The sequence below is a fragment of the Streptomyces sp. BI87 genome (genome assembly GCF_025957665.1).
GTDB classification, from domain to species: Bacteria; Actinomycetota; Actinomycetes; order Streptomycetales; family Streptomycetaceae; genus Streptomyces; species Streptomyces albidoflavus.
This window is the reverse complement of sequence record NZ_CP110079.1, coordinates 4,585,513-4,608,522: the sequence shown is the minus strand read 5'-3', so window position 1 is coordinate 4,608,522 and position 23,010 is coordinate 4,585,513. Positions and strand designations below refer to the sequence as shown.

The 23,010-nt window shown below is 73.5% G+C and carries 25 protein-coding genes and 1 tRNA gene; 14 read left to right on the top strand and 12 right to left on the bottom strand.

Features of this window, described 5'->3' with window-relative positions; genetic code table 11:
* Nucleotides 1–79: 79 nt before the first annotated feature.
* Complete coding sequence (gene glmS, locus OIM89_RS20625) at nt 80–1,909, top strand: glutamine--fructose-6-phosphate transaminase (isomerizing) (RefSeq protein WP_030697239.1); 1,830 nt, start codon at nt 80–82, stop codon at nt 1,907–1,909.
* Between the two features lie 34 nt (nt 1,910–1,943).
* Here glmS and OIM89_RS20620 read toward each other — a convergent pair whose 3' ends face one another.
* Complete coding sequence (locus OIM89_RS20620; protein ID WP_030697238.1) at nt 1,944–2,468, bottom strand: universal stress protein; 525 nt, start codon at nt 2,466–2,468, stop codon at nt 1,944–1,946.
* Between the two features lie 523 nt (nt 2,469–2,991).
* Between OIM89_RS20620 and OIM89_RS20615 the strand changes: the two genes are divergently transcribed.
* The 5 genes from OIM89_RS20615 (at nt 2,992) to OIM89_RS20595 (ending at nt 6,743) form a co-directional block, all read left to right on the top strand.
* Complete coding sequence (locus tag OIM89_RS20615) at nt 2,992–3,402, top strand: hypothetical protein (protein WP_264491510.1); 411 nt, start codon at nt 2,992–2,994, stop codon at nt 3,400–3,402.
* Between the two features lie 447 nt (nt 3,403–3,849).
* Nucleotides 3,850–5,070, top strand: coding sequence for a helix-turn-helix domain-containing protein (locus tag OIM89_RS20610; RefSeq protein ID WP_030697236.1), 1,221 nt, complete (start codon nt 3,850–3,852; stop codon nt 5,068–5,070).
* Nucleotides 5,071–5,175: 105 nt separating this feature from the next.
* Nucleotides 5,176–5,778, top strand: a complete 603-nt coding sequence (gene orn / locus OIM89_RS20605) for an oligoribonuclease (RefSeq protein ID WP_030697235.1) — start codon at nt 5,176–5,178, stop codon at nt 5,776–5,778.
* Between the two features lie 91 nt (nt 5,779–5,869).
* Nucleotides 5,870–5,942: transfer RNA gene (locus OIM89_RS20600), tRNA-His, on the top strand.
* A 150-nt stretch (nt 5,943–6,092) separates the two neighbouring features.
* Complete coding sequence (locus OIM89_RS20595) at nt 6,093–6,743, top strand: hypothetical protein (RefSeq protein ID WP_030697234.1); 651 nt, start codon at nt 6,093–6,095, stop codon at nt 6,741–6,743.
* Between the two features lie 16 nt (nt 6,744–6,759).
* Here the strand turns inward: OIM89_RS20595 and OIM89_RS20590 are convergent, their stop codons facing one another.
* From OIM89_RS20590 to OIM89_RS20570, 5 genes are all read right to left on the bottom strand, one after another.
* Complete coding sequence (locus tag OIM89_RS20590; RefSeq protein ID WP_078858003.1) at nt 6,760–7,164, bottom strand: hypothetical protein; 405 nt, start codon at nt 7,162–7,164, stop codon at nt 6,760–6,762.
* A gap of 225 nt (nt 7,165–7,389) precedes the next feature.
* Nucleotides 7,390–8,019 carry a hypothetical protein gene (locus tag OIM89_RS20585; RefSeq protein WP_264491509.1) on the bottom strand — a complete coding sequence of 210 codons (630 nt, stop codon included), beginning with the start codon at nt 8,017–8,019 and terminating at the stop codon, nt 7,390–7,392.
* A gap of 69 nt (nt 8,020–8,088) precedes the next feature.
* Entirely contained in the window at nt 8,089–8,259 is a 171-nt protein-coding gene (locus OIM89_RS20580) for a hypothetical protein (RefSeq protein WP_179230585.1), read from the bottom strand.
* Nucleotides 8,260–8,299: 40 nt separating this feature from the next.
* Nucleotides 8,300–8,527 (bottom strand): hypothetical protein, encoded by a 228-nt coding sequence (locus OIM89_RS20575; RefSeq protein WP_030697232.1) that lies wholly within the window; start codon nt 8,525–8,527, stop codon nt 8,300–8,302.
* An 88-nt stretch (nt 8,528–8,615) separates the two neighbouring features.
* Nucleotides 8,616–9,671, bottom strand: a complete 1,056-nt coding sequence (locus OIM89_RS20570; protein WP_264491508.1) for a LacI family DNA-binding transcriptional regulator — start codon at nt 9,669–9,671, stop codon at nt 8,616–8,618.
* 273 nt (nt 9,672–9,944) lie between these two features.
* Here OIM89_RS20570 and OIM89_RS20565 point away from each other — a divergent pair, with 273 nt between their 5' ends.
* From OIM89_RS20565 to OIM89_RS20550, 4 genes are all read left to right on the top strand, one after another.
* Nucleotides 9,945–11,282 (top strand): ABC transporter substrate-binding protein, encoded by a 1,338-nt coding sequence (locus OIM89_RS20565; RefSeq protein WP_264491507.1) that lies wholly within the window; start codon nt 9,945–9,947, stop codon nt 11,280–11,282.
* 6 nt (nt 11,283–11,288) lie between these two features.
* Nucleotides 11,289–12,335 carry a carbohydrate ABC transporter permease gene (locus OIM89_RS20560; RefSeq protein ID WP_047465049.1) on the top strand — a complete coding sequence of 349 codons (1,047 nt, stop codon included), beginning with the start codon at nt 11,289–11,291 and terminating at the stop codon, nt 12,333–12,335.
* Nucleotides 12,332–13,255: a carbohydrate ABC transporter permease gene (locus OIM89_RS20555; RefSeq protein WP_047465047.1), complete on the top strand. Its 924-nt coding sequence runs from the start codon at nt 12,332–12,334 to the stop codon at nt 13,253–13,255. The genes OIM89_RS20560 and OIM89_RS20555 overlap by 4 nt, the downstream gene beginning before the upstream one ends.
* 91 nt (nt 13,256–13,346) lie before the next feature.
* Complete coding sequence (locus OIM89_RS20550; protein ID WP_030697227.1) at nt 13,347–14,855, top strand: GH1 family beta-glucosidase; 1,509 nt, start codon at nt 13,347–13,349, stop codon at nt 14,853–14,855.
* A 386-nt stretch (nt 14,856–15,241) separates the two neighbouring features.
* On the opposite strand, the gene OIM89_RS20545 is transcribed toward OIM89_RS20550, so the two are convergent.
* The gene (locus tag OIM89_RS20545) at nt 15,242–16,672 is read right to left on the bottom strand and encodes a sensor histidine kinase (protein ID WP_195730988.1); all 1,431 of its coding nucleotides are present in this window, start codon (nt 16,670–16,672) and stop codon (nt 15,242–15,244) included.
* Nucleotides 16,669–17,358, bottom strand: coding sequence for a response regulator transcription factor (locus OIM89_RS20540; RefSeq protein WP_008405319.1), 690 nt, complete (start codon nt 17,356–17,358; stop codon nt 16,669–16,671). The genes OIM89_RS20545 and OIM89_RS20540 overlap by 4 nt, the downstream gene beginning before the upstream one ends.
* Nucleotides 17,359–17,455: 97 nt before the next feature.
* Between OIM89_RS20540 and OIM89_RS20535 the strand changes: the two genes are divergently transcribed.
* Nucleotides 17,456–17,995 (top strand): hypothetical protein, encoded by a 540-nt coding sequence (locus OIM89_RS20535; RefSeq protein WP_175458307.1) that lies wholly within the window; start codon nt 17,456–17,458, stop codon nt 17,993–17,995.
* A gap of 76 nt (nt 17,996–18,071) precedes the next feature.
* Here the strand turns inward: OIM89_RS20535 and OIM89_RS20530 are convergent, their stop codons facing one another.
* On the bottom strand, nt 18,072–18,962 hold the full coding sequence (locus OIM89_RS20530; RefSeq protein ID WP_217465816.1) for a spermidine synthase: 891 nt from the start codon (nt 18,960–18,962) through the stop codon (nt 18,072–18,074).
* A 57-nt stretch (nt 18,963–19,019) separates the two neighbouring features.
* Nucleotides 19,020–19,421: a hypothetical protein gene (locus OIM89_RS20525; RefSeq protein ID WP_087775338.1), complete on the bottom strand. Its 402-nt coding sequence runs from the start codon at nt 19,419–19,421 to the stop codon at nt 19,020–19,022.
* A gap of 255 nt (nt 19,422–19,676) precedes the next feature.
* Here OIM89_RS20525 and OIM89_RS20520 point away from each other — a divergent pair, with 255 nt between their 5' ends.
* Nucleotides 19,677–21,089 (top strand): hypothetical protein, encoded by a 1,413-nt coding sequence (locus OIM89_RS20520; protein ID WP_264491506.1) that lies wholly within the window; start codon nt 19,677–19,679, stop codon nt 21,087–21,089.
* Nucleotides 21,090–21,111: 22 nt separating this feature from the next.
* Here OIM89_RS20520 and OIM89_RS20515 read toward each other — a convergent pair whose 3' ends face one another.
* Nucleotides 21,112–21,708, bottom strand: a complete 597-nt coding sequence (locus OIM89_RS20515; protein WP_030698569.1) for a histidine phosphatase family protein — start codon at nt 21,706–21,708, stop codon at nt 21,112–21,114.
* A gap of 131 nt (nt 21,709–21,839) precedes the next feature.
* On the opposite strand from OIM89_RS20515, the gene OIM89_RS20510 reads away from it, so the two are divergent.
* Together OIM89_RS20510 and OIM89_RS20505 are read left to right on the top strand one after the other, a co-directional pair.
* Nucleotides 21,840–22,091, top strand: a complete 252-nt coding sequence (locus tag OIM89_RS20510) for a hypothetical protein (protein WP_047465035.1) — start codon at nt 21,840–21,842, stop codon at nt 22,089–22,091.
* Nucleotides 22,091–22,483, top strand: a complete 393-nt coding sequence (locus OIM89_RS20505; RefSeq protein WP_264491505.1) for a type II toxin-antitoxin system VapC family toxin — start codon at nt 22,091–22,093, stop codon at nt 22,481–22,483. The genes OIM89_RS20510 and OIM89_RS20505 overlap by 1 nt, the downstream gene beginning before the upstream one ends.
* 3 nt (nt 22,484–22,486) lie before the next feature.
* Here OIM89_RS20505 and OIM89_RS20500 read toward each other — a convergent pair whose 3' ends face one another.
* On the bottom strand, nt 22,487–22,975 hold the full coding sequence (locus tag OIM89_RS20500) for an NUDIX domain-containing protein (protein WP_107049116.1): 489 nt from the start codon (nt 22,973–22,975) through the stop codon (nt 22,487–22,489).
* Nucleotides 22,976–23,010: the final 35 nt, after the last annotated feature.

The following is a 23,010-nucleotide window of genomic DNA, read 5'->3' as shown; positions in this document are numbered from 1 at the left end:
GGCACCCTCATGCCGGGAGCGCCGAGCACCCGGGCGGGCCCACCGGCCCGCCGGAACACGTCCAGGAGGGGTTTCACCTATGTGCGGAATCGTGGGATACATCGGCCGTCGCGACGACGTGGCGCCGCTGCTGCTGGAGGGCCTCCAGCGCTTGGAGTACCGGGGTTACGACTCGGCCGGCATCGCCATCCACGGCAAGTCGGGCTCCAAGTCGACCGGGCTGAAGTCGGTCAAGGCCAAGGGCCGCGTCCGCGACCTGGAGGCCAAGGTCCCGGCCCGCTTCAAGGGCAGCGTCGGCATCGCGCACACCCGCTGGGCCACCCACGGCGCCCCGAACGACGAGAACGCCCACCCGCACCTGGACGCCGACTCCAAGGTCGCCGTCGTCCACAACGGCATCTTCGACAACGCCTCCGACCTGCGCGCCCGGCTCACCGCCGACGGCGTGGTCTTCCTCTCCGAGACCGACACCGAGGTCCTCGCCCACCTCATCGGCCGCTCCGAGGCCGACACCCTGGAGGGCAAGGTCCGCGAGGCCGTCGGCCAGATCGAGGGCACCTACGGCGTCGCCGTGCTGCACGCCGACTTCCCGGACCGGATCGTCGTCGCCCGCAACGGCTCTCCGGTCGTCCTCGGCATCGGCGAGAAGGAGATGTTCGTCGCCTCCGACGTCGCCGCCCTGGTCTCCCACACCCGCCAGGTCGTGACCCTGGACGACGGCGAGATGGCGACCCTGAAGGCCGACGACTTCCGCACCTACACCACCGAGGGCTCGCGCACCTCCGCCACGCCCACCACGGTGGAGTACGAGGCCGAGTCCTGGGACATGGGCGGCCACGACACGTACATGCACAAGGAGATCTTCGAGCAGGCCGAGGCGGTCGACCGGGTGCTGCGCGGCCGGATCGACGACCGGTTCTCCACCGTGCACCTCGGCGGCCTCAACCTCGACGCCCGGGAGGCGCGCGGGGTCCGCCGGATCAAGATCCTGGGCTGCGGCACCTCGTACCACGCCGGCCAGATCGGCGCCCAGCTCATCGAGGAGCTGGCCCGCATCCCCGCCGACGCCGAGCCGGCCTCCGAGTTCCGCTACCGCAACCCGGTGGTCGACCCGGACACGCTCTACATCGCCGTCTCCCAGTCCGGCGAGACCTACGACGTGCTCGCCGCCGTGCAGGAGCTGAAGCGCAAGGGCGCCCGCGTCCTCGGCGTGGTCAACGTGGTCGGCTCGGCCATCGCCCGCGAGGCCGACGGCGGGCTGTACGTGCACGCCGGGCCCGAGGTGTGCGTGGTCTCCACCAAGTGCTTCACCAACACCGTGGTCGCCTTCGGCCTGCTCGCGCTGCACCTGGGCCGCACCCGCGACCTGTCGGTGGCCGACGGCAAGCGGATCATCGCGGGCCTGCGCAAGCTGCCCGAGCAGATCGCCGACATCCTCTCCCGCGAGGACGAGATCGAGAAGCTGGCCGAGGAGTTCACCGAGGCCCGCTCGATGCTCTTCATCGGCCGCGTGCGGGGCTATCCGGTGGCCCGCGAGGCCTCGCTGAAGCTCAAGGAGGTCTCGTACATCCACGCCGAGGCGTACCCGGCCTCCGAGCTGAAGCACGGCCCGCTGGCCCTCATCGAGCCGGCCATGCCGACCGTGGCGATCGTCCCCGACGACGACCTGCTGGAGAAGAACCGGGCCGCGCTGGAGGAGATCAAGGCCCGTGAGGGCAAGATCCTCGCCGTCGCCCACCGCGAGCAGGAGAAGGCCGACCACACCATCGTCGTGCCGAAGAACGAGGACGAGCTCGACCCGATCCTCATGGGCATCCCGCTCCAGCTGCTGGCGTACCACACCGCGCTGAAGCTCGGCCGCGACATCGACAAGCCGCGCAACCTGGCGAAGTCCGTCACCGTCGAGTAGCCGGTCCCCTCGTCGTCCCCTGGGCCCGCCCGGCTCAGGGGATGACGACCACCGGTCTGCGCGCCCGCCGGGCCAGCCGCCCGGCGACCGAGCCGAAGAGCCGCCCCACGACGCCCTGGCTGGAGCCGACCACGATGGCGTCGGCCTCGTACTCGGTGCCGACCTCCTCCAGCTCGTGGCAGATGTCGCCACCGCGCTCGACGAGAATCCAGGAGACGTCCCCCAGGTACTCGGCGCAGGCCAGCTCCAGCCCCAGCACCTCGGTGCGGTGGTCGGGCACGTCGACGAAGACGGGTGGCTCGCAGCCGGCCCACACCGTGGTGGGCAGCCGGTTGGCCACGTGGACGATGATCAGGCCCGAGCCCGAGCGGCGGGCCATGCCGATCGCGTAGGCGAGGGCGCGCTCGCTGGAGGTCGAGCCGTCGAAGCCGACGACGACGCCGTGCCGGAAGGCCGGATCGCAGGGCTGACGTGTTTCTTCCGCCGCCAGGGGCTGGGCCGAGGGATCGGCCACCTGCCGCTTGCGGTCCGCTGATTCAAAGGATTCGTGACCGGCCATCGGTGTCTCGGCGGGAGAGGTCCTTGGGGGACTTGTGGGAAGGGGACGGCTGACGGAATGAGCACGGCTCCGGGGGGAACCCCGGGTCCGGAGGTCGGGCAGCGGTGCCGACGGCGCCCGGAGGGGCGACGACCGGCCGGTGGGACCGGCCCGCTGTGTCCGGGAAGCATCTTCCCAACCACTCGCCCCAAGGGTACGGCGCCACTTCTCCCGCGTTCGGACCTTGCACCGCCCGTACCCAGAAGAGGGCTCCCCCATGCGCCGTTCTCGCGGACCGGCGCGCACCGCCCGGCGAAAGCTCCCGGAGGGTCCCGAACCGGCCTGGTGAGGCCGCCCGGACGCCACCGCCGGGCGGTGCGCTGGAGGGAGCATGCCGGAGCGGCGCCCCGATCGCAACGGCCGGACGGCCCCGCCGCCCGGGGGACACGGGGTCCCCGGGTCGGCCCAGCCCGCGCCGCCCCGCAGTGACCCGGGCGCGGGCGGAGCGTTGAACCGGCGTACCCGCCCACCCTGGGAGCCCTTCGTGCCCGTCCCCCACGTCTCCGGCCCGGACCCCGCCACCCTCCTCCCCCGCCCCACGCCCGCACGGGCGCCGGAACGCGGCTCGCGGGCGCCCGGAGCCGCCTGTGCGGGCGCCAGGGCCCCGCGCGGCCTCCCCGGGGCCCGTACCGCACCCGGCGCGGCCTGCGCACCCGCGGCCTCCACGGCGGCGCGGGGCGCCGGACCGGCCCCCGTGAGCACCGCGGCGCGCTGGGCCGCCTTCGGCTGCGTCCTCGCCCCGGTGGTTTTGGTGGTCTACGGGGCGTCGGCGGGCGGGGTGACGTGGGTGGCGCCGGTGCTGGCCGCGGTGACCGGGATCTGCCGGCTGCTGTTGCGCCGGGCGGAGCGGGGCGCGGCGGGCGCCCGGTGCGCGGCGGGAGACGTTCCCAGGTAGGGGGGAGAGGGGCGCACGGGGGCGGTCAGGGGGCGCACTTTCCGTACACCGGAGAGCTGACCGGTTCGCACGCACGCGCCCGTATGTTTTCAGCCAAGTTGACGAACCGTTGCACCAGGGTGGGTGGACCCCCGCCACCCCCGGCACGACCTGCGAGGACAGGACCGTGCGAGGCGTTCGCACCCTACGGGGACCGGCCACCCGCCGCAGACGCACTTCCCAGTCGAGCCCTGGAGTGCGACGCTTCGTGATCGAATGCTTTACGCCACGTTGCCTTGTCGACATTCCGGCGTCTGCTCAACTGGTCACGGTGGCACCACGGGACACAGTAGATTCGATCATGACTGTCTTATGGCGGGGGACACGCGCAGGACCGAGGGGAAACGTGCAGGAGCGACAGATCCGACAGGACTGGAGTGACACGGCCACCGAGGGGGGCTTAGCCACATGAGCCACGACTCCACCGTCACGGCGGACCTCGCGGGCCGCAAACTCTCCGGGCGGCGCCGCAAGGAGATCGTCGCGGTTCTCCTCTTCAGCGGCGGTCCCATCTTCGAGAGTTCCATCCCGCTCTCCGTCTTCGGCATCGACCGCCAGGACGCGGGCGTGCCGCGCTACCGGCTGCTGGTCTGCGCCGGGGAGGACGGACCGCTGCGGACCACCGGCGGACTGGAACTGACGGCACCTCAGGGCCTGGAGGCCCTCGCCCGGGCAGGGACGGTGGTGGTGCCCGCCTGGCGGTCCATCACCTCACCCCCGCCCGCCGCCGCGCTGGACGCGCTGCGCCGGGCGCACGAGGAGGGCGCGCGCATCGTCGGTCTGTGCACCGGCGCGTTCGTCCTGGCCGCCGCCGGGCTGCTCGACGGCAGGCCGGCCACCACGCACTGGATGTACGCGCCGACGCTGGCCAAGCGCTACCCCTCGGTCCACGTCGACCCGCGGGAGCTCTTCGTCGACGACGGGGACGTGCTCACCTCGGCGGGCACCGCCGCCGGGATCGACCTCTGCCTGCACATCGTCCGGACCGATCACGGCAGCGAGGCCGCGGGCGCCCTGGCGCGCCGCCTGGTCGTGCCGCCGCGCCGGGCCGGCGGGCAGGAGCGCTACCTCGACAGGTCTTTACCGGAGGAGATCGGCGCCGACCCGCTGGCCGAGGTCGTCGCCTGGGCGCTGGAGCACCTCCACGAGCAGTTCGACGTGGAGACGCTGGCCGCGCGCGCGTACATGAGCCGCCGGACCTTCGACCGGCGCTTCCGCTCGCTGACCGGCAGCGCCCCGCTCCAGTGGCTCATCACCCAGCGCGTCCTCCAGGCCCAGCGCCTGCTGGAGACCTCCGACTACTCGGTGGACGAGGTCGCAGGCCGTTGCGGCTTCCGGTCGCCGGTCGCGCTGCGCGGGCACTTCCGCCGCCAGCTCGGCTCCTCCCCCGCCGCGTACCGGGCCGCCTACCGCGCCCGCCGTCCGCAGCAGGAGCAGCAGCGGCCCGAGCCGGTGCAGCCCACGCAGCCGGTGCAGGTCTTCGACGGGCCGCTCCCGCCGCAGCTGCGCCGCACGCCGCAGGGGGTCGGCGCCCACCACGGGGACCCGGGCCGGGGAGCTCCGGACGCCTACCTCCAGGGGCGCGCGGCACTCCCGGGCCAGCGGGAACGTCCGCTGGGCGGCATCTGAGAGAGGGCGGCTCCGGCCCGTGCGGGTCCGGCACGCACTTCCGGGTGTGTGCCGGACCCGTACGGGCCGGACGGGTTTTCGCGGACAGGGCCTAGGCTGAGCCGTATGAACGACCGCATGGTGTGGATCGACTGCGAGATGACCGGGCTCTCGCTGGCGGACGACGCACTCATCGAGGTGGCCGCGCTGGTCACCGACTCGGAACTGAACGTGCTCGGCGACGGCGTGGACATCGTGATCCGTCCGCCGGACGAGGCGCTGGAGACCATGCCCGAGGTGGTGCGCAAGATGCACACCGCCTCCGGGCTCCTCGCCGAGCTGGCGGAGGGCACCACGCTGGCCGACGCGGAGGCGCAGGTTCTCGCGTACGTCCGTGAGCACGTCAAGGAGCCCGGCAAGGCTCCGCTCTGCGGGAACTCGGTCGGCACCGACCGGAACTTCCTCGCGCGGGACATGGCGGCGCTGGAGGGGTACCTCCACTACCGCATCGTGGACGTCTCCTCGGTGAAGGAGCTGGCGCGCCGGTGGTACCCGCGGGCCTACTTCAACAGCCCCGACAAGAACGGCAACCACCGCGCCCTCGCCGACATCCGCGAGTCCATCGCCGAGCTCCGCTACTACCGCGAGGCGATCTTCGTGCCGCAGCCCGGGCCCGACTCCGACACCGCGAAGGCGATCGCCGCCCAGCACGTGCTGACCTCGGAATAGGGCCCCGCGCGGCCCCCGGGAAAAGGTGTGCGCGAGCACCCCCTCGGACCCTGTACACTTTTTCTCGGCCGGTCGGAAACGACCGGACGCGGTGGGTGTAGCTCAGTTGGTAGAGCACCTGGTTGTGGTCCAGGTGGCCGCGGGTTCAAGTCCCGTCACTCACCCTGTGGCCTGGAGCCCCGTCCTGAGAGATCAGGACGGGGCTCCAGGCGTTTCCGCAGGACGCTCCCCGCGCGTCCCCGCCCGATCCGCGCCACAGTGGGAAGCAGGCACGCCCCGAAGACCCGTACGCCTCGTACGAAGGGAGACCGGACGTGAGTGCTTCGCAGTCCGCCGTCGCCGCCACGCTCCTCGACCGGCACGGCACCACCTACGCGCGCGAGGCGGGGATCACCCTCAAGGACACCCCGCAGCCGCTCTACCAGTTGCTCGTTCTCAGTTCCCTGCTCAGCGCCCGCATCCGGGCCTCCGTCGCGGTGGCCGCCGCCCGCGCCCTGTTCCAGGACGGGATGCGCAACCCGCGCGCCATGGCCGACGCGAGCTGGCAGGAGCGGGTGGACGCGCTGGGCGAGGGCGGCTACCGGCGCTACGACGAGCGGACCGCCACCCAGCTCGGCGACGGTGCCGAACTGCTCCTGGACGAACACCGGGGGGACCTGCGGCAGCTCCGCGAGGAGGCCGACGGCGACGAGCAGACCCTCGTCCAGGGCCTGCGGGAGACGCCGGGCATGGGTCCTGCGGGCGCCGGGATCTTCCTCCGCGAGGCCCAGGCGGTCTGGCCCGAGTACGCGCCCCACTTCGACGGCAAGGCCCTCCAGGGCGCCGAACGGCTCGGCCTCCCCCAGGACCCGAAGCGCCTGGCCCGCCTCGCCGGGGACGCGGGCCCGGCCGTCCTCGCCGCCGCGCTGGTCCGGGCCGCCCTGGAGAAGAAGGTCGCCGACGACGTCCTGGAACACGCGGGCTGAGCCTCCGCCGCGCCTCTCAGACCGTACGGCGCCACACCTGCCGCCGGCGCTCGGCACGTACGCGCACGAGCGCCGGGCCGGGGGCGGTCACCGCGGCCCGCAGATTGCTCCCGCAGCGGGCGCAGAGCAGGTGCCGGCGGCGGCCGGAGCCCCAGGACACGGCGGCGTCCGGGCCCGTGCCGCCGCACAGGGGGCAGGCCGGCCCGGCGGCGGGCCGCAGGGCGCGGACCACCTCGGCGAGGCGGGCGGTGGGATGGGCCTCGGGGTCCGGACAGTAGGCCAGGCTGCCCTCCGGGCCCCGCGCCAGCCGGGCCGGCTCGTCCGGCGCCCGTACCCCGGCCGCCTTCTCCACGCGGCGCCGGACGGAGAAGGCGACGGCCTCGGCGAGCCAGAGCTGTTGGGCTTCGTGCAGCTCGTCCACGGCACGGACCAGGGCCGCCGGTCCAGGTCGGCGGGGACGCGGGCGCTGCGGCACAGGTGGTGGTAGGTGGCGCGGAAGCCGTAGGGGCGAAGAGGGTGACGCAGGTGCGCAGGGCCGCGTGGCGGGCGCGGGGTGAGCGGTGTGGGTCGTGCACGCGGCGGCGGGTGGGCGGCGGAGCTGGCCATGGGTGGTGAGGGTACGTGCCGGGCCGCCGGTGACCGGCCGTCAGTCCGAGGGCAGGACGCTGAGACGCAGGCCGGCCAGGCCGCCGCCCCGCTGCTCGTCGGCCCGGACGGCGCGGATCATGAGGGGCCTGGCGCCGGACGGGGCGTCCTCGGCCGCGCTGAACCGGTACTCGACGACCCGGGTCGCCCCGGGGGCCAGGTCGCGGGCGGCGTCGGCGCCCCTGAGGGGCTGGTAGTCGTTGGCGACGACCAGTTCGGCGGTGCGCCACTGGCCGTCGGGGGTCTCCCGGTGCTCCACCTTCAGCCGGGGGTCGCGCTCCCCGGCGTCGGACCACTCCAGTTGGGTGGAGAGGGCGATGTCGGTCAGGGGCCGGTCGGTGGTGTTGCAGAGCTTGACGAGGACGGTGGCGGGGGCGCCGCCGGGGCGCAGGGTGACGCCGTCCTCGGGCTGGTCGTGGGCGAGGGTGAGGAGGTTGCCGTTCTCCTTCTCACTCACGGTCAGCTCGGGGCATTCCTGGGCGTGGAAGGCGTCGAGGCCCGGGTGGGCCGCCGGGCCGCCAGTGTCGGCGGCGCCGCATCCGGTGGCCAGCAGGGCGGCGGCCACCAGGGCTGCCGGAAGGGCTCCGCGGCCGCTCTTCCGTCTCTTCCGCTGTCTCTTCCACCTGGTCATGGGGGTCCTCTCGCTCGTCTGACCGTTGTCGATCATGACGAGGGAGAGGGCGCGGCGGTTGCGGAAGGATCAGGCGGCGACGACCACCTCGGCGCGGACCGCCTCGGCCCACTCCACGAGCAGCCGCTCGTACGCCGCGCGCTCGGCGGGGGCCAGGCCGCCGCGGCGCATGAGGAGGGCGCGGATCTCGGCGTTGACCACGGCGGCGGGGCGGGGCGCGGTGTCCGTACGGGTGTTCATGGAGCCGACCGTACTCCGGGGGTACGACAGCGGGCCGCGCTCACTCCGAGGGGGGCTGGCGGGCGCGCTGGCGCAGTTCCTTCTCCACGGTGTGCCGGTCGAGCCCGGCGGTGGCGGCGAAGTCGCGTACGGCCACGTCGACCTCGGCCGCGGCGTTGAAGTAGAGGCGCCGCGCCGCGTCCCGCTCGTCCTCGTCGAGGTGCTCGAGCCGGCGCCCCTCGTCGTCGGCCGCGCGCTGAAGCCTGATCAGGTAGTCGGGGAGTTCCACCCGAGGGATGGTACGGCGAGGGTCGCGCCGGGGGCGGGAGGCTCGGCCGCGCGCCCCGGGCGCACCGCCGGTCGGCGGCGCGACAGGCTCAGGTGGAGGCCCGCACCACCAACTCCGTGTCCAGGACGACCTGCCGGGGTCTGCGCAGCCGTGAGCTGTCGGGGCGGCCCTCGGCGATCTCTGCGAGGAGCGCCTCGGTCATGGCGCGGCCCATGGCGGCGGTGGGCTGGCGGACGGAGGTGAGCGGAGGGTCCATCAGGCGGGCGACGGCGGAGTCGTCGAAGCCGACCAGGGCCACGTCCTCGGGGATGCGGCGGCCGGCCTCGCGCAGCACCTGGAGGGCACCGGCGGCCATCACGTCGGAGCAGGCGAAGACGGCGTCGAGTTCCGGATGCCGGTCCAGGAGGAGGCGCATGGCCTGCCGGCCGCCCTCCTCGGTGAAGTCGCCGGCGGCGACCAGGCTGTCCTCGGGGGGCCGGCCGGCGTCGCCGAGGGCGGAGCGGTAGCCGTCGAGGCGGCGCTGGGCGCCGTAGACGTCGAGGCGGCCGCTGATGGTGGCGATGGTGGTGCGGCCCCGCTCCAGGAGGTGGGTGACGGCGGCGCGGGCGCCGGAGTAGTTGTCGGTGTCGACGGAGGCCAGCGGCTCGTCCTCGCTGCGGCGGCCGCTGATGACGGCGGGGATCTCCAGCTGGGAGAGGAGGTCGGGCAGCGGGTCGTCGGCGTGGACGGAGACCAGGAGGACGCCGTCGACGCGGTGGGCGGCGAGGTACTGGGCGAGGCGGCGTCGTTCGCGGGCGCCGTCGGCGAAGGTGAGGAGGAGCTGGAGGTCGGTCGGGCCGAGGGCGGCGCCGATGCCGCTGAGGATGTCGGAGAAGTACGGCTCGGTGAAGAAGCGGGTCTCGGGTTCGGGGACGACCAGGGCGATGGCGTCGGTGCGGTTGGCGGCCAGGGCGCGGGCGGCGGTGTTCGGGACGTAACCCAGTTCCGCGACGGCGGCCTCGACGGCGGCGCGGGTGGCCTCGCTGACGCGGGGGGAGCCGTTGATGACGCGGGAGACCGTGCCGCGGCCGACCCCGGCGCGGGCGGCGACCTCTTCGAGGGTGGGGCGGCCCCCGCTGCGCCCGTTGCTCCGACCAGCCGTCATCCGTTGCCTCCCAGTAGTGGGCACGCGCCCGTGTCGTGCCCCAGGATCGGAGGAGACCGTAACAGCCCGATAACCGACCGGACCTGGCGGCGTCATGTGTCTTGACACTCCTGCCCGCAGCCGCGACTCTTCACGACATCACGGGTGGGAGCGCTCCCACCCTAGCTGCCACTCCAACACCCGTACATTCCCTGGTTCGACCCGGAGGAGCCGACTTCAGCCGCCCGCAAGGGGGTTGACGGGCCGGGACCGGACCGGCGTCAGGAGGAGACCATGCGCACCATGCGTACGAGAAGCCGTACGGCCCGCAAGGCGGTGGTCCTGGCGGCCGTCGCCGCCCTGGGGACCAGCCTGCTCGCGGGCTGCGCGTCGGACGACGAGCCCGAGGCCGCCGGGGGCGATGCCGGTTCGGACCAGGGGAAGACCACGCTGACCGTCGGGGTCTTCGGTGCGTTCGGCCTCAAGGAGGCCGGACTCTACGACCAGTACATGAAGGAGAACAAGGACGTCGTCATCAAGCAGACGTCCATCGAGCGGAACGAGAACTACTACCCGCAGCTCCTCACCCACCTGGGCACCGGCAGCGGTCTCGCCGACATCCAGGCCGTCGAGGCCAACAACATCGCGGAGATCGTCCAGACCCAGGGCGACAAGCTGGAGGACCTCTCCAAGGCCCCCGGCGCCGACAAGGCCGCCTTCCTGGAGTGGAAGTGGGCGCAGGGCACCACCGAGGCGGGCAAGACGGTGGGGCTCGGCACGGACATCGGTCCGCAGGGCATCTGCTACCGCAAGGACCTCTTCGAGAAGGCGGGCCTGCCGACCGACCGCGAGGAGGTCGGCAAGTTGTGGGCGGGCGACTGGGACAAGTACCTGGAAGCCGGCAAGGAGTTCCAGAAGAAGGCTCCCAAGGGCGCCAAGTTCGTCGACGGCGCGCCCGGTGTGATGGCCGCGGTGACCGGCAGCAGCGAGACCCGCTACTACGACGACAAGGGCGAGGTCGTCTACAAGTCGAACCCGGCGGTGAAGGAAGCCTGGGACCTGGCGGCCGAGTTCGCCTCCGAGGGACTGACCGCCAAGCTCCAGCAGTTCACCCCCGGCTGGGACCAGGGTTTCTCCAACGGCACCTTCGCCACGGTCTCCTGCCCGGCGTGGATGCTCGGCTACATCCAGGACAAGGGCGGTGAGAAGGGCGCCGACAAGTGGGACGTCGCCCAGGCGCCGAAGCCCGGCAACTGGGGCGGCTCCTTCCTGACGGTCCCCTCGGCCGGCAAGAACAAGGAGGAGGCGGCGAAGCTCGCGGCGTGGCTGACCGCGCCGAAGCAGCAGGCGAAGCTCTTCGCCGAGCGCGGCTCCTTCCCGAGCGCGCAGGCCGCCTACGACCTGCCGGAGATCGCCGACGCCAAGCACGAGTACTTCGACGACGCGCCGATCGGCAAGATCTTCGCCGAGGCCGCCAAGGGCGCCCCGGTGCAGATCCTCGGCCCGAAGGACCTGGTGATCGCGCAGAACCTGGCCGACGTGGGCATGCTCCAGGTCGACCAGAAGGGCAAGTCCTCCGAGGAGGGCTGGAAGGCCGCGGTCAAGGCGATCGACAACGCTCTGGACCAGTGACCCGCGATGGCGAGTGAATTCTCGGCGGCCGCGCCCTCCTCGGTGGAGGAGGGCGCGGCGGCCCCCGCGAGCGGGGTGGCGGTGGCCGCGGGGCCGCCCCAGGACCCCGGCAGGGAAGCGGCCGACCGGCGGCGCGAGCGGCGCTCCCGCTGGTACCGGCGGGACGTGAAGTGGAGTCCGTACGCGTTCATCGCGCCGTTCTTCCTCTTCTTCGCGGCCTTCGGCCTCTTCCCGCTGCTCTACACCGGGTGGGCCTCGCTCCACCGGGTGGAGCTGACGGCCCCCAACGACATGGAATGGATCGGGCTGCGCAACTACACGCGCCTGCTCGACGACGAGTTCTTCTGGAACGCGCTCCAGAACACCTTCACCATCGGCATCCTCTCCACGGTGCCGCAGCTGCTGATGGCGCTGGGCATCGCCCACCTCCTCAACTACCGCCTGCGCGGCTCGATGTTCTTCCGGGTGGCGGCGCTCACGCCGTACGCCACCTCGGTGGCGGCGGCGACCCTGGTCTTCGTCATGCTCTTCGGGCGCGACTACGGGATGATCAACTGGTTCCTGTCGCTGGCCGGTTTCGAGCACATCGACTGGCAGAACGGCAGCTTCACCTCACAACTGGCCGTCTCCTCCATCGTCGTGTGGCGCTGGACGGGCTACAACGCGCTGATCTACCTGGCCGCGATGCAGTCCATCCCCTCCGACCTGTACGAGTCGGCGGCGCTGGACGGCGCCTCGCGCTGGCAGCAGTTCCTGCACGTGACGCTGCCCTCGCTGCGGCCGACCATCCTGTTCACCGTGGTCGTCTCGACCATCGGCGCCATCCAGCTCTTCGGCGAGCCGCTGCTCTTCAACGGCGGCGGCGGGGCGACCGGCGGCTCCGACCACCAGTTCCAGACCCTCGGCCTGTACCTGTACGAACAGGGCTGGACCAACCTGCACCTGGGCCGGGCGTCCGCCATCGCCTGGGCCATGTTCCTGCTGCTGATCGTGATCGGGCTGGTCTCTCTCGCGGTCACCCGGTGGCTGCGCCGAGGCGAGGGGAAAGCATGAGCATCGCACCACCGCCCGTCCGGGCGGACTCCGCGCCCGGCGCCCCCGCCGACCCGCCCGGCAAGCGGTCCCGGCGCCCGCGCCGCAGCGGGGCCGGGCGCCAGCTGCACGGCGGCCGGATCACGTACGCCGTGCTCGGCCTGGTCACCGTCGTCTCGCTCTTCCCGCTGGTCTGGACGGCCATCGCGGCCTCGCGGAACAACACGCGGCTGGCCGAGACCCCGCCGCCCTTCTGGTTCGGCGGGAACCTCTTCAAGAACCTGGAGATCGCCTGGACCGACGCCAACATGGGGTCGGCCCTGCTGAACACCGTGGTGGTGGCCGGCACCGTCTCCGTCGGCACGGTGCTCTTCTCGACCCTGGCCGGGTTCGCCTTCGCCAAGCTGCGGTTCCGGTTCAAGAACGCGCTGCTGCTGCTGGTGATCGGCACGATGATGGTGCCGCCCCAGCTCAGCGTCGTCCCGCTGTACATGATGGTGGCCAAGCTCTCCTGGTCCGACCAGCTCCAGGCGGTCATCCTGCCGACCCTGGTCACCGCCTTCGGCGTCTTCTTCATGCGGCAGTACCTGCTCCAGGCGCTGCCCACCGAGATCATCGAGGCGGCCCGGGTCGACGGTGCCAACAGCCTGCGGGTCCTGTGGCACGTGGTCTTCCCGGCGGCCCGGCCCGCGATGGCGGTGCTCGGGATGCTGACCTTCGTGCAGTCCTGGAACGACTTCTTCTGGCCGATCATCGCGCTGACCCAGAACGGCAGCCCCACCGTGCAGGTGGCCCTCACCGGCCTGGGCCGGGGCTACATCCCCGACCAGTCGGTGATCATGGCCGGCGCGCTGCTGGGCACGCTGCCGCTGCTGATCGCCTTCGTGGTCTTCGGCAAGCAGATCGTCGGCGGCATCATGCAGGGCGCGGTGAAGGGCTGAGCGGCCCTTTGAGGACACCCCCGGGCGGCGGGCCCGACCACCCGCCGCCCACCCCGCCCTTCCCCATCCCAAGCGAGAACGGGAGTACGTCTTGACCACAGTCCCCACCGCAGCCACCTCCGCCACGCCCACCGCCGGGGAGGTGCCCGGGGAGGCGGCCGCCCTGGCCCGGCAGGGCAGATTCCCCACCGACTTCCTCTGGGGCGCGGCGACCGCCTCGTACCAGATCGAGGGGGCGGTGGCCGAGGACGGCCGGACCCCGTCGATCTGGGACACCTTCAGCCACACCCCGGGGAAGACGGAGAACGGCGACACCGGTGACACGGCTGTCGACCACTACCACCGCAGCGCCGAGGACGTGGCGCTGATGGCCCGGCTCGGCCTCGGCACGTACCGCTTCTCCGTCTCCTGGTCCCGGGTGCAGCCGACCGGGCGCGGCCCCGCCGAGCGGCGCGGCCTCGACTTCTACCGGCGGCTCGTCGACGACCTGCTGGCCCGCGGCATCCGGCCGATGGTGACCCTGTACCACTGGGACCTTCCGCAGGAGCTGGAGGACGCCGGCGGCTGGCCCGAGCGGGAGACCGCGCACCGGTTCGCCGAGTACGCGGCCCTCGTCGGCGAGGCGCTCGGCGACCGCGTCGAGCTCTTCACCACCCTCAACGAGCCCTGGTGCAGCGCCTTCCTCGGCTACGGCTCCGGGGTGCACGCCCCCGGCCGCACCGACCCGGTCGACGCGCTGCGCGCCGCCCACCACCTCAACCTGGCCCACGGCCTGGGCGCGCAGGCGCTGCGGGCCTCGGTGCCGGCCGGGCGCACCCCGAAGATCGCGGTGAGCCTCAACCCGAGCGCGGTGCGGGCCCGTACGGCCGCGCCGGAGGACGAGGACGCGCGGCGCCGCATCGACGCACTGGCCAACCGGGTCTTCAGCGGGCCGATGCTGCGCGGCGCGTACCCGGAGGACCTCTTCGCGGACACCGCGGGGCTCACCGACTGGTCCTTCGTCCAGGACGGCGACGCCCGCACGGCGTGCCAGCCGCTGGACCTGCTGGGCATCAACTACTACGCCCCGGCGATCGTCTCCGGCGGCCGCGTGGACGGGCCGCGCGACGACGGGCACGGGGCGAGCGCCCACTCTCCTTGGCCGGCCGCCGACGACGTCACCTTCCACCAGGCCGAGGGCGAACGGACCGCGATGGGCTGGGGCGTGGACCCGACCGGCCTGTACGACCTGCTGGTGAAGTACGCGGCCGAGGCGCCGGGCGTGCCGCTGCTGGTCACCGAGAACGGCGCGGCCTACCCGGACGCGCCCGACGCCCAGGGCCGCTTCCACGACCCGGACCGCATCCGCTACCTGCACGGCCACCTCTCGGCGGTGCTGGACGCGATCCGCGACGGCGCCGACGTGCGGGGCTACTACCTCTGGTCGCTGCTGGACAACTTCGAGTGGTCCTACGGCTACGGCAAGCGGTTCGGCGCGGTCCACGTGGACTACGACACGCAGGTGCGCACCCCGCGGTCGAGCGCCCACTGGTACGCGCGGGCGGCCCGGGACGGCGTGCTGCCCCCGGCGGACTTCCGCCCGGAGCCCGACGCGGGCTGATCCCCCCGGAGCCGGGGCGGGCGGTGGCGCGGGTTCTGACCCCGGGCCACCGCCCGCCCTTCGTCCCGCGCACGGGGCCCGGCTCCACCCGCTGTTCCGCCCGGAACAAGGTCGTGCCCCGGCCGGGGTGGGGGGATGGTGCCCGGCCGGGGCACGTTCTTTCCTGTGGGGGGAGTGTTACTCCGGAATCCCGTGGGGTACCGCCCGTGTACCCCGGGTGAGCGGCTGGATTCCCGAGCAGGCGGAACTTTTTTCCGGTGGTCGTCCGGATGCCGGCGGTGGGGCGCCGACGAGGAAGACGTTAGCCCCCGGGCACCTCGCGAAACGGGCGGACCGGACAGGGCGCCGGGTTCTTAAGGTTCCCTTAGGGCAGCACTCGGACGGGGTTAAGAGGAATGGGGAACTCCACGCCGCCCGGCCCACCCCTTCCGCTGCCCGCGCCGCCTCGCCCGGCGCCCCGTCACCGGCGCCTCGCCCGTGTCCCGCAGCTGGACCCAGAGCCGCACCTCGGTCCCGCCCAGCACCGAACGGCCGATACGCACGTCCCCGCCGGTCGACTCGGCGAGGCGGCGCACGATGTCCAGGCCGAGCCCGGTCGAGCCGACCGCCGACGCCTCCCCGCCGGCCCCGCCCCGGCCGCGCGCCAGCGCCGCCTCGGGGTCGGCGATGCCGGGTCCCGCGTCGGAGACCAGCACGATCACCGAGTGCGCGCCCTCGCCCCCGTCGTGCAGGTCGACCGCGAACGGCGTCCCCTCGGGGGTGTGCCGGAAGACGTTGCCGAGCAACGCGTCCAGCGCCGCCACCAGGTCCCCCCGGGCCACCGGGATGCGCACCGGCCGGTCCACCCCCGCCACCCGCGCGGTGCGCCCCTCGTCCTCGGCCAGCGCCGACCAGAACGCCATCCGCTCCCGGATGACCTCGGCCGCGTCGCACCCGGCCCCCGAACCGTCCGGCTGGGTACGGGGCTTCTGCTCGCGGGCGGTCCGGATGATGGCGTCCACCTCGCACTCCAGCTGCTCCACCGCCGCCCGGGTCTGCTCGGCGGCGGGCCCTTCCCCGAGGGAGGCCGCGTTGAGGCGGAGCACGGTGAGCGGGGTCCGCAGGCGGTGCGAAAGATCGGCCGCCAACTCCCGCTCGTTGGCGAGGAGTTCCACCACCTGGTCGGCCATGGAGTTGAACGCCACGGCCGCCTGCCGCAGTTCGGCCGGGCCCTCCTCGGGGACCCGCACCCCGAGCGAGCCCTCGCCGAGCGCGTGGGCCGCCCCGGCCAGCCGCCGGGCGGGCCCCACCAGGCGCACCCCGAGCCGGTCGGCGACCGCGACCGAGCCGATGACCAGGGCGACGGCGACCCCGGCCAGCATCAGCCAGGCGGCGGCCACCCCCCGGTCGGCCTCGGCCTCGGGCACGTAGACCTCCACGACCGCCGTCCGCGAACCGCTCAGCGCCGTCGGCTGGAGGAGGAGCTGTCCGCCGGGGGTGGCGGTGGTGACGGCGCGGGCCAGACGGCGGGTGGAGGCGAGGTCACGGACGGAGGCGCGGGCGGTGCCGACGGTCAGGGCCGGGCGGTCGCCGTCGGCCGGGACGTGCACCGCCATCCGGCCCTCGGACCCGGCGGTGGTGAACTGCACCGCCCGCTCCAGTGCGGCCCGTTCGGTGGTGACGGTGAGGGCCGGGCCGAGCGCCGCCGCCTGCCGTTCGGCGTGCGAGACGGCGCGGTCCCGGGCCGTCTCGCGGACCACCAGCCCGAGCGGCACCGCGAACGCCACCACCACCATCACGGTGACCGCCAGCGCCACCTTCACCAGCGCCCATCTCACGCCGGTGGCTCCAGCTTCACCCCGACCCCGCGCAGGGTGTGCAGGTAGCGGGGCGCGGCGGCGGTCTCACCCAGCTTGCGGCGCAACCAGGAGAGGTGCACGTCGATGGTCTGGTCGTCGCCGTAACTCTGCTGCCAGACCTCGGCGAGGAGTTCCTTGCGGGGGACGACGACCCCGGGCCGCCCGGCCAGGTAGGCGAGCAGGTCGAACTCGCGGCGGGTCAGGTCCAGCGGTACGGAGTCGAGTTCGGCCTGGCGCCGCAGCGGGTCGACGGCGAGCCCGCCCACCCGCAGCACCCGGTCGGGCGGCGCCTCGGGTCCGGCCGCCCTGGCCCGGCGCAGCACGGCGGCGATCCGGGCCGAGAGATGGGCGACGGAGAAGGGCTTGGTGAGGTAGTCGTCGGCGCCGTCGTTGAGGAGCCGCACGATCTCGCTCTCGTCGTCTCTCGCGGTGGCGACGATGACCGGCACGTCGGTGATCGACCGGAGCATCTTCAGCGCCTCGGCCCCGTCGAGATCGGGCAGCCCCAGATCGAGAACGACCACGTCGTACCGGAAGTGGGCGACCTCGCGCAGCGCTTCGAGCGCCGTGCCGACGCTGCGTACGGTGTGGGACGCCTCGGTGAGATGGCGGATCAGCGCCGAGCGGACGAACTGGTCGTCCTCGACCACGAGCACATGGGGCATGGGCGGCACCGTACGCCATCCGGGGGAAACGGCAGGCGCGGGCTTGACGGCTCACGCGGGGCGACAACCGACCGGCGCCTGCGGGAGGATGACGCACATGCGGAGAGGAGTGCTCCACGCCCTGGCGTGGACGGCGGCGACCGGAGCGGCGGTCACCCTGTCCTGGTTCGGCGTCCACACCGTCCTCTCCGGCACGGTCTACGACCCCCCGCGCGCCCTCCCCCTCACCGAGGTCGCCCCCGAGCCCCAGGCCGCCTCCACCCACCGCCCCAAACCGGCACCTTCCCCCCAGCCGACCCCACCCCCGCCACCTTCCCCCACACCGAAACCCCCGAGCCCCACCCCCACACCGACCCCGACCCCCACACCCCCCTCCCCCGAACCCCCACCGTCCGACCCGGCCACGGGCGTCAAGGGCTACACCGTCGCCGGCGGCCAGGTGGTCCTCGACATCGGCCCCGACTCCGCCGACTTCGTCTCCGCCACCCCCACCCCCGGCTGGACCATGCAGGTCTGGACCCGCGAGGAAAGCGGCGGCGCCTGGGTCCGCGTCACCTTCACCCAGGGCGACCGCAGCTCCTCGGTCTTCTGCTCCTGGAACGGGTATCCACCACGGGTGGACATCGACGAACGGTGAACCAGGCTCTGGCCGAATCAAGCCCGGCCGGCGTTTGAGGCCACCCCACCCCAGCCCGGCCGGCGCCTGAGGCCAATCAGTCGAACGCCCCCGGCGGCGGCGCAGGCGAAGCCTTGGCCACGGCGTCGGAGACCACCCCCGCACCCCCGGTGAACCCCAGCAACCCGGCCCCGTGCTCCACCCGCCCAGGATGCGGGTCGCCCGCCACCCTCCGGGTGAACTCCCCCACAGGCAACGGCTGCCCAGCCGCAACAAGCACCGCGTTCCCGAACCGCCTCCCCCGCCACACCACCGGATCAGCGGCAACCGCCAACTCGGAGAAGACCGCGCCGGCGGTAGCCACCTGCCCCCGCAGATACGCCAACGGCGGCCCATCGGCCAGGTTGGCCGCGTACCAGCCCCCAGGGGCCAACACCCTCCGCACCTCCGCCAGGAACTCCACACTGGTCAGGTGCGCAGGAGTCCGCGCCCCACTGAACACGTCGGCCACGACGAGATCGGCCCACCCGTCGGCAACCCGCCCGAGCCCTTCTCGGGCATCCCCTTCCCGCACCTTGACCCGCGCCTGCGGATCGAGGGGCAACACCCTGCGCACCAGCCGCACCAACGCGGCGTCCTTCTCCACCACCTGCTGCGTGGACCGGGGCCGCGTCTCCCCCACGTACCGCGCCAGCGTCAGCGCACCCCCGCCGAGGTGCAGCACCCGCAACGGCTGCCCGGCGGGCGCGACCAGGTCGATGACGTGCCCGAGCCGGCGCTGGTAGGAAAAAGCCAGGTGGGAGGGGTCGGCCAGGTCGACGTGCGACTGCGGCGCCCCGTCGATCAGCAGCGACCAGCCCTCGGCCCGCTCGGGGTCGGGCCGCAGCTCGGCGGTGCCCCCGTCGACGGCCTCGACCACGGCCTCCCGCCCGCCGCGTCGCCGCCCCTCACCGCGTTCGCGCCCCTTGCCCGCCTTGCCTCGTGCCATGCCCTCATTCTGCGGGGACGGGCGGCGGGCGGCGCGGGCGGGCCCCGGCGGCCGGGGTCAGCGGCGGCGGTCGGCGGCGGCGATGAGGCGGGCCGCCTCGTCCAGGGCGGCCCGGAGTCTCGCCGGGTCGGTGACGGTCCCGCCGTCGCCGGGCGGCAGCAGCCAGCCGGTCCCGGCGACGGCGGGGGCTCCGCCGGGCCGGCGCCCGGCGGTCGTACAGGCGCTGCCCGGTACGTCCCACCGGTCGGCGGTGCCGGGCGGCACCAGGAAGCCGAGGGTGTCGCAGCGGCCGACGAGCAGGACGGGGCCGACGGCCGGCTCGGCGCCCCGGCGGAGGATGTCGACGGCCTCCAGCCCCTGCCGGGCGGGGACGGTGACCAGGTCACAGGGGCGGCGGTCGGCGGCCTGGCCGCCCGCCGCGGGCGTCCAGGGGTCTCGGGTGTCCGTTCCGGCGTCCAACAAGGAAATCCCTCCTCGCGGAGAGCAGCCACTGCGCTTCCCTCCGCAAGACCCAACGCGACGGAGCGTCAACGGCTACGGCACGCGATGGCCGCGAAGGATGGCACTTCATGGCAGATCGCGGGAGAGATATCCCTTTTGTAGTCAAACCCTGTGTGCCGGACCGGTTACAGAAGGTACGTTGCTGCTCCGTCGGAACACGGTCCGCAGCCGGCGGTCACCGTTCCGGCGTGATCCGCAGGAGAGGGGTCGGCCATGACGTCGTCACCGGTGGCTTCCTCCGCGCACCCCCCGAGGCCCAACACGGTCTTCAGGGAACTGCGCGGACAGCTCTCACCGGCCGAGTTCGCCGCCGCGGTCCGCAGGGCGGGCCGCGAGATCGGCGAGCACGTGAGCTGCGACGCCCGGTACGTGGGCCGGGTCGAGGCAGGGGAGATCCGCTGCCCCAACTACGCCTACGAGCGGGTGTTCCGGCACATGTTCCCCGGCCGGGACCTCACCGCGCTCGGCTTCACCCCGCGCCAGGCCGTACGGGGCAGAGCCGCCTCGCGCGGCGCGCACCCTCCTTCGGACACCCCGTACGAGTACCCGATCCCCCCGGATCCTCCGGATTCACACCCGGGTTCCGGGAGACAGATGCGCGAGGAGAGCGACGTGCAACGGCGCGCGTTCATGACCGGTTCGACCGCCACGGTGGCGGCGGCCTCCCTGGGTGCGCTGGGCACCCTCACCGGCGACGAGGGCACCATTCCGCACCAACGCGTCGGCGAGGCCGAGGCGGGCGCCGTCGAGCAGGCGGTGCGGCTGATCCGTACGCTGGACGACCGGCACGGCGCCGACGGGCTCTACCGCCGGGCCGCCCGCCAGCTCCGTACCGCCTACGCCCTGCTCGACGCGGGCACCACCCGCCAGTCCACCGCCGACCGGCTGCACGCCGGCGCCGGAGAACTGGCCATCTCGGTGGGCTGGCTGGCCCACGACTCCGGCCGCCAGCAGGAGGCCCGCTCGCACTACGCCGAGGCCCTCGCCACCGCCCGCATGTCCGGCGACGCGGCCCTGGAGGCCCACGCCTTCTGCAACACCGCCTTCCTCGCCCGCGACACCGGCCGCTACCGCGAGGCCGTCCGCGCCGCCCAGGCCGCCCAGCGCGCCGCCGCGAAGCTGGGCTCGCCCCGCCTGCTGGCGCTGCTGGCGCTGCGCGAGGCGGGCGGCTGGGCCGGGCTCGGCGACCGCGGCGGCTGCGAGGGCGCGGTCGCGCGGGCCGGGGAGCTGTTCGGCCGGGGCGCGCGCGAGGCCGACCCGGAGTGGATGTCCTTCTTCAGCGAGGCCGAGCTGGAGATGCTCCAGGCGCAGTGCTGGGGGGCGCTCGGCGACCACGCCCGCGCCGCCGGCCACGCCGGACGCGCCGCCTCGCAGGCGACGGTCCGCACCCCGCACCTGACGCGCAACATCGCCCTGTACACCTCCGAGCTGGCCTCCGGCCTGGCCCGCGCCGGCCGCCCGGACGAGGCCGCCGACGCCGCCACACGCGTCCTGGCCCTCCTCGACGAGGTGCAGTCCAGCCGCGTCCAGTCCCGCCTGTCGGCCACCGCCGAACTGCTCGGCCCGCACCGCCGCCACCGCCCGGTGGGCGTCTTCCTCGACCGCCACGAGGCCCTGGCGGTGTGAGCGGACCTGGCCAGGGCGCTCCCTAGGCGGCGAGGTGCCCGGTGTCGTTCCAGGACTCCAGCGCCGGTTCGCCGTACGACCAGCCGAGCACCGAGAGCGAGGCGGGCGCGAGCCGGATGCGGGCGCCGAAGGAGACAGGCAGGCCGAGCCAGCGGGCGCCGAGGGCGCGCAGGATGTGGCCGTGGGCGAAGAGCAGCACGTCCCGGTCGGCGGACCTGGCCCAGTCGACCACCTCGTCGGCCCGGTCCGACACCTCCTGCGTGCTCTCACCGCCGGGCGCCCCGTCCCGCCAGACCAGCCACCCCGGCTGCCGGGCGTGGATCTCGTCGGGGGTCAGCCCCTCGTACTCCCCGTACCGCCACTCGACCAGCGCGTCCCAGGGCGTGGCCCGCTCCCCGAACCCGGCCAGCTCGGCCGTCTCCCGCGCCCGTACCAGCGGACTGGTCCGCACCTCGACCCGCGGCAGCCCCGCGAACGGCTCGGCCTCCAGCCTCCCGCCCAGCAGCCCCGCATCGGCCCGCCCCTCGTCCAGCAAGGGAATATCGGTCAACCCCGTGTGCCGCCCCGACCGCGACCAGGCGGTCTGTCCGTGCCGTGCCAGCAGAATGCGCGGTGCCATGCGGGGCCTTTCGCCGTACGTGTCGTGCTTCACCTTCATCATCACACCGACCCGACCTGCCTCACCTCTCGCGGGGGTACGCCGCAGAACGCGAGGTAGCGCACCTTGCTCCCGCTGGCAGCATCGGGATCATGCCTGGTAGCAAAAAGTACTCGATCAGCTTGCCGGAAGATCTGGCCGAGGCTGCGCGCGCCCACGTGGGCCGAGGCGGATTCTCCGCCTACGTCGCCGAGGCCCTGGAACAGCGGATCGCCATGGACAAGCTGCAGGAGATTGTCGACGACTACGAGTCCGACCACGGCGAGCTGAACAAAGAGGACGTCGAGGCCGCTCGCGCGTTGCTGCGCCACGATCACCGCCGAGCGGGCGGGGCAGCCACCTGATGGCCGGAACTCTCCTCCTCGACTCCGAAGGTCTTTCCAAGCTCTACCGCAAGGACCCCACCGTCCTGGGTTTCATCCAGGCTGCCAGGCAGGAAAGCGTTCGCGTGGCAACCAGCACGATGACTGTCGTGCAAGCCGGCCACGAGCGCGTGCACCCCGCCCGAATCAGCTGGACGCTCTCCCGTATCGACGTCCACGACGTCACCAGGGAGGTCGCCGACCAGGCCACCCGGCTCCTGCGCACACACCGCCTGCACGGCCACAAGTACGCGATCGACGCCGTCCTTGCCGCAATCGCCCAGTCGGCAGCCCTGCCTGCCACCCTCTTGACCTCCGATCCGGAGGATCTGAGCCTTCTTTGCGGCCCGGCCGTCGAAGTCGTCAAGGTGTAGGACTCAACCCTCGCTCAGTGTTCCTCCGAGCTGAGGCGGCGCCCCTGCCGCCCACCCCCTGAGCGACACCCCCACGCCCCCACCCCGCAGATACTCCCCCAGCGCGGCAGCCGACCCCGGCACGAACTCCTGGGGCAGCTCACCGACGGGGACCCAGCCCACGTGGTCGTGCTTCCCCGGCTCCCGGTTCTCCGGCTCGCCGCCCCACCGCTCCACGGCGAAAACAACCGTGAGGTACCCGTCAGGCGCCTCGACACCCCACGCCCCGTGCACCAGATGCGCGACCCGCAGGTCTTCGGGCCGTACGGTCACCCCGGTCTCCTCGTACAGCTCCCGGGCGGCCGCCTCGGTCACCGGCTCCCCGGGGTCGCACTTGCCGATGGGCAGATCCCACAGCCCGTGCCCGTACTTGGCGCCCGCCCCACGCCGGAGCAGCACGACCCGCCCGGCGTCCCGGTCGTACACGATGACGGCGGCGGCGAGCAGGGTCATCGAGCCCAGGGCGGGAGGCAAGGGCTGCGGGGAAG

What these genes read in the sequence shown, in the direction of transcription:
- OIM89_RS20570 (WP_264491508.1), bottom strand. Translation starts at nt 9,671, where the DNA reads ATGACGGCTGGTCGGAGCAACGGGCGCAGCGGGGGCCGCCCCACCCTC.
- OIM89_RS20560 (WP_047465049.1), top strand. Translation starts at nt 11,289, where the DNA reads ATGGCGAGTGAATTCTCGGCGGCCGCGCCCTCCTCGGTGGAGGAGGGC.
- OIM89_RS20530 (WP_217465816.1), bottom strand. Translation starts at nt 18,962, where the DNA reads ATGGCACGAGGCAAGGCGGGCAAGGGGCGCGAACGCGGTGAGGGGCGG.
- OIM89_RS20540 (WP_008405319.1), bottom strand. Translation starts at nt 17,358, where the DNA reads ATGCCCCATGTGCTCGTGGTCGAGGACGACCAGTTCGTCCGCTCGGCG.
- glmS (WP_030697239.1), top strand. Translation starts at nt 80, where the DNA reads ATGTGCGGAATCGTGGGATACATCGGCCGTCGCGACGACGTGGCGCCG.
- OIM89_RS20505 (WP_264491505.1), top strand. Translation starts at nt 22,091, where the DNA reads ATGGCCGGAACTCTCCTCCTCGACTCCGAAGGTCTTTCCAAGCTCTAC.
- OIM89_RS20510 (WP_047465035.1), top strand. Translation starts at nt 21,840, where the DNA reads ATGCCTGGTAGCAAAAAGTACTCGATCAGCTTGCCGGAAGATCTGGCC.
- OIM89_RS20610 (WP_030697236.1), top strand. Translation starts at nt 3,850, where the DNA reads ATGAGCCACGACTCCACCGTCACGGCGGACCTCGCGGGCCGCAAACTC.
- orn (WP_030697235.1), top strand. Translation starts at nt 5,176, where the DNA reads ATGAACGACCGCATGGTGTGGATCGACTGCGAGATGACCGGGCTCTCG.
- OIM89_RS20620 (WP_030697238.1), bottom strand. Translation starts at nt 2,468, where the DNA reads ATGGCCGGTCACGAATCCTTTGAATCAGCGGACCGCAAGCGGCAGGTG.
- OIM89_RS20565 (WP_264491507.1), top strand. Translation starts at nt 9,945, where the DNA reads ATGCGCACCATGCGTACGAGAAGCCGTACGGCCCGCAAGGCGGTGGTC.
- OIM89_RS20555 (WP_047465047.1), top strand. Translation starts at nt 12,332, where the DNA reads ATGAGCATCGCACCACCGCCCGTCCGGGCGGACTCCGCGCCCGGCGCC.
- OIM89_RS20500 (WP_107049116.1), bottom strand. Translation starts at nt 22,975, where the DNA reads ATGACCCTGCTCGCCGCCGCCGTCATCGTGTACGACCGGGACGCCGGG.
- OIM89_RS20580 (WP_179230585.1), bottom strand. Translation starts at nt 8,259, where the DNA reads ATGAACACCCGTACGGACACCGCGCCCCGCCCCGCCGCCGTGGTCAAC.
- OIM89_RS20520 (WP_264491506.1), top strand. Translation starts at nt 19,677, where the DNA reads ATGACGTCGTCACCGGTGGCTTCCTCCGCGCACCCCCCGAGGCCCAAC.
- OIM89_RS20535 (WP_175458307.1), top strand. Translation starts at nt 17,456, where the DNA reads ATGCGGAGAGGAGTGCTCCACGCCCTGGCGTGGACGGCGGCGACCGGA.
- OIM89_RS20585 (WP_264491509.1), bottom strand. Translation starts at nt 8,019, where the DNA reads ATGACCAGGTGGAAGAGACAGCGGAAGAGACGGAAGAGCGGCCGCGGA.
- OIM89_RS20515 (WP_030698569.1), bottom strand. Translation starts at nt 21,708, where the DNA reads ATGGCACCGCGCATTCTGCTGGCACGGCACGGACAGACCGCCTGGTCG.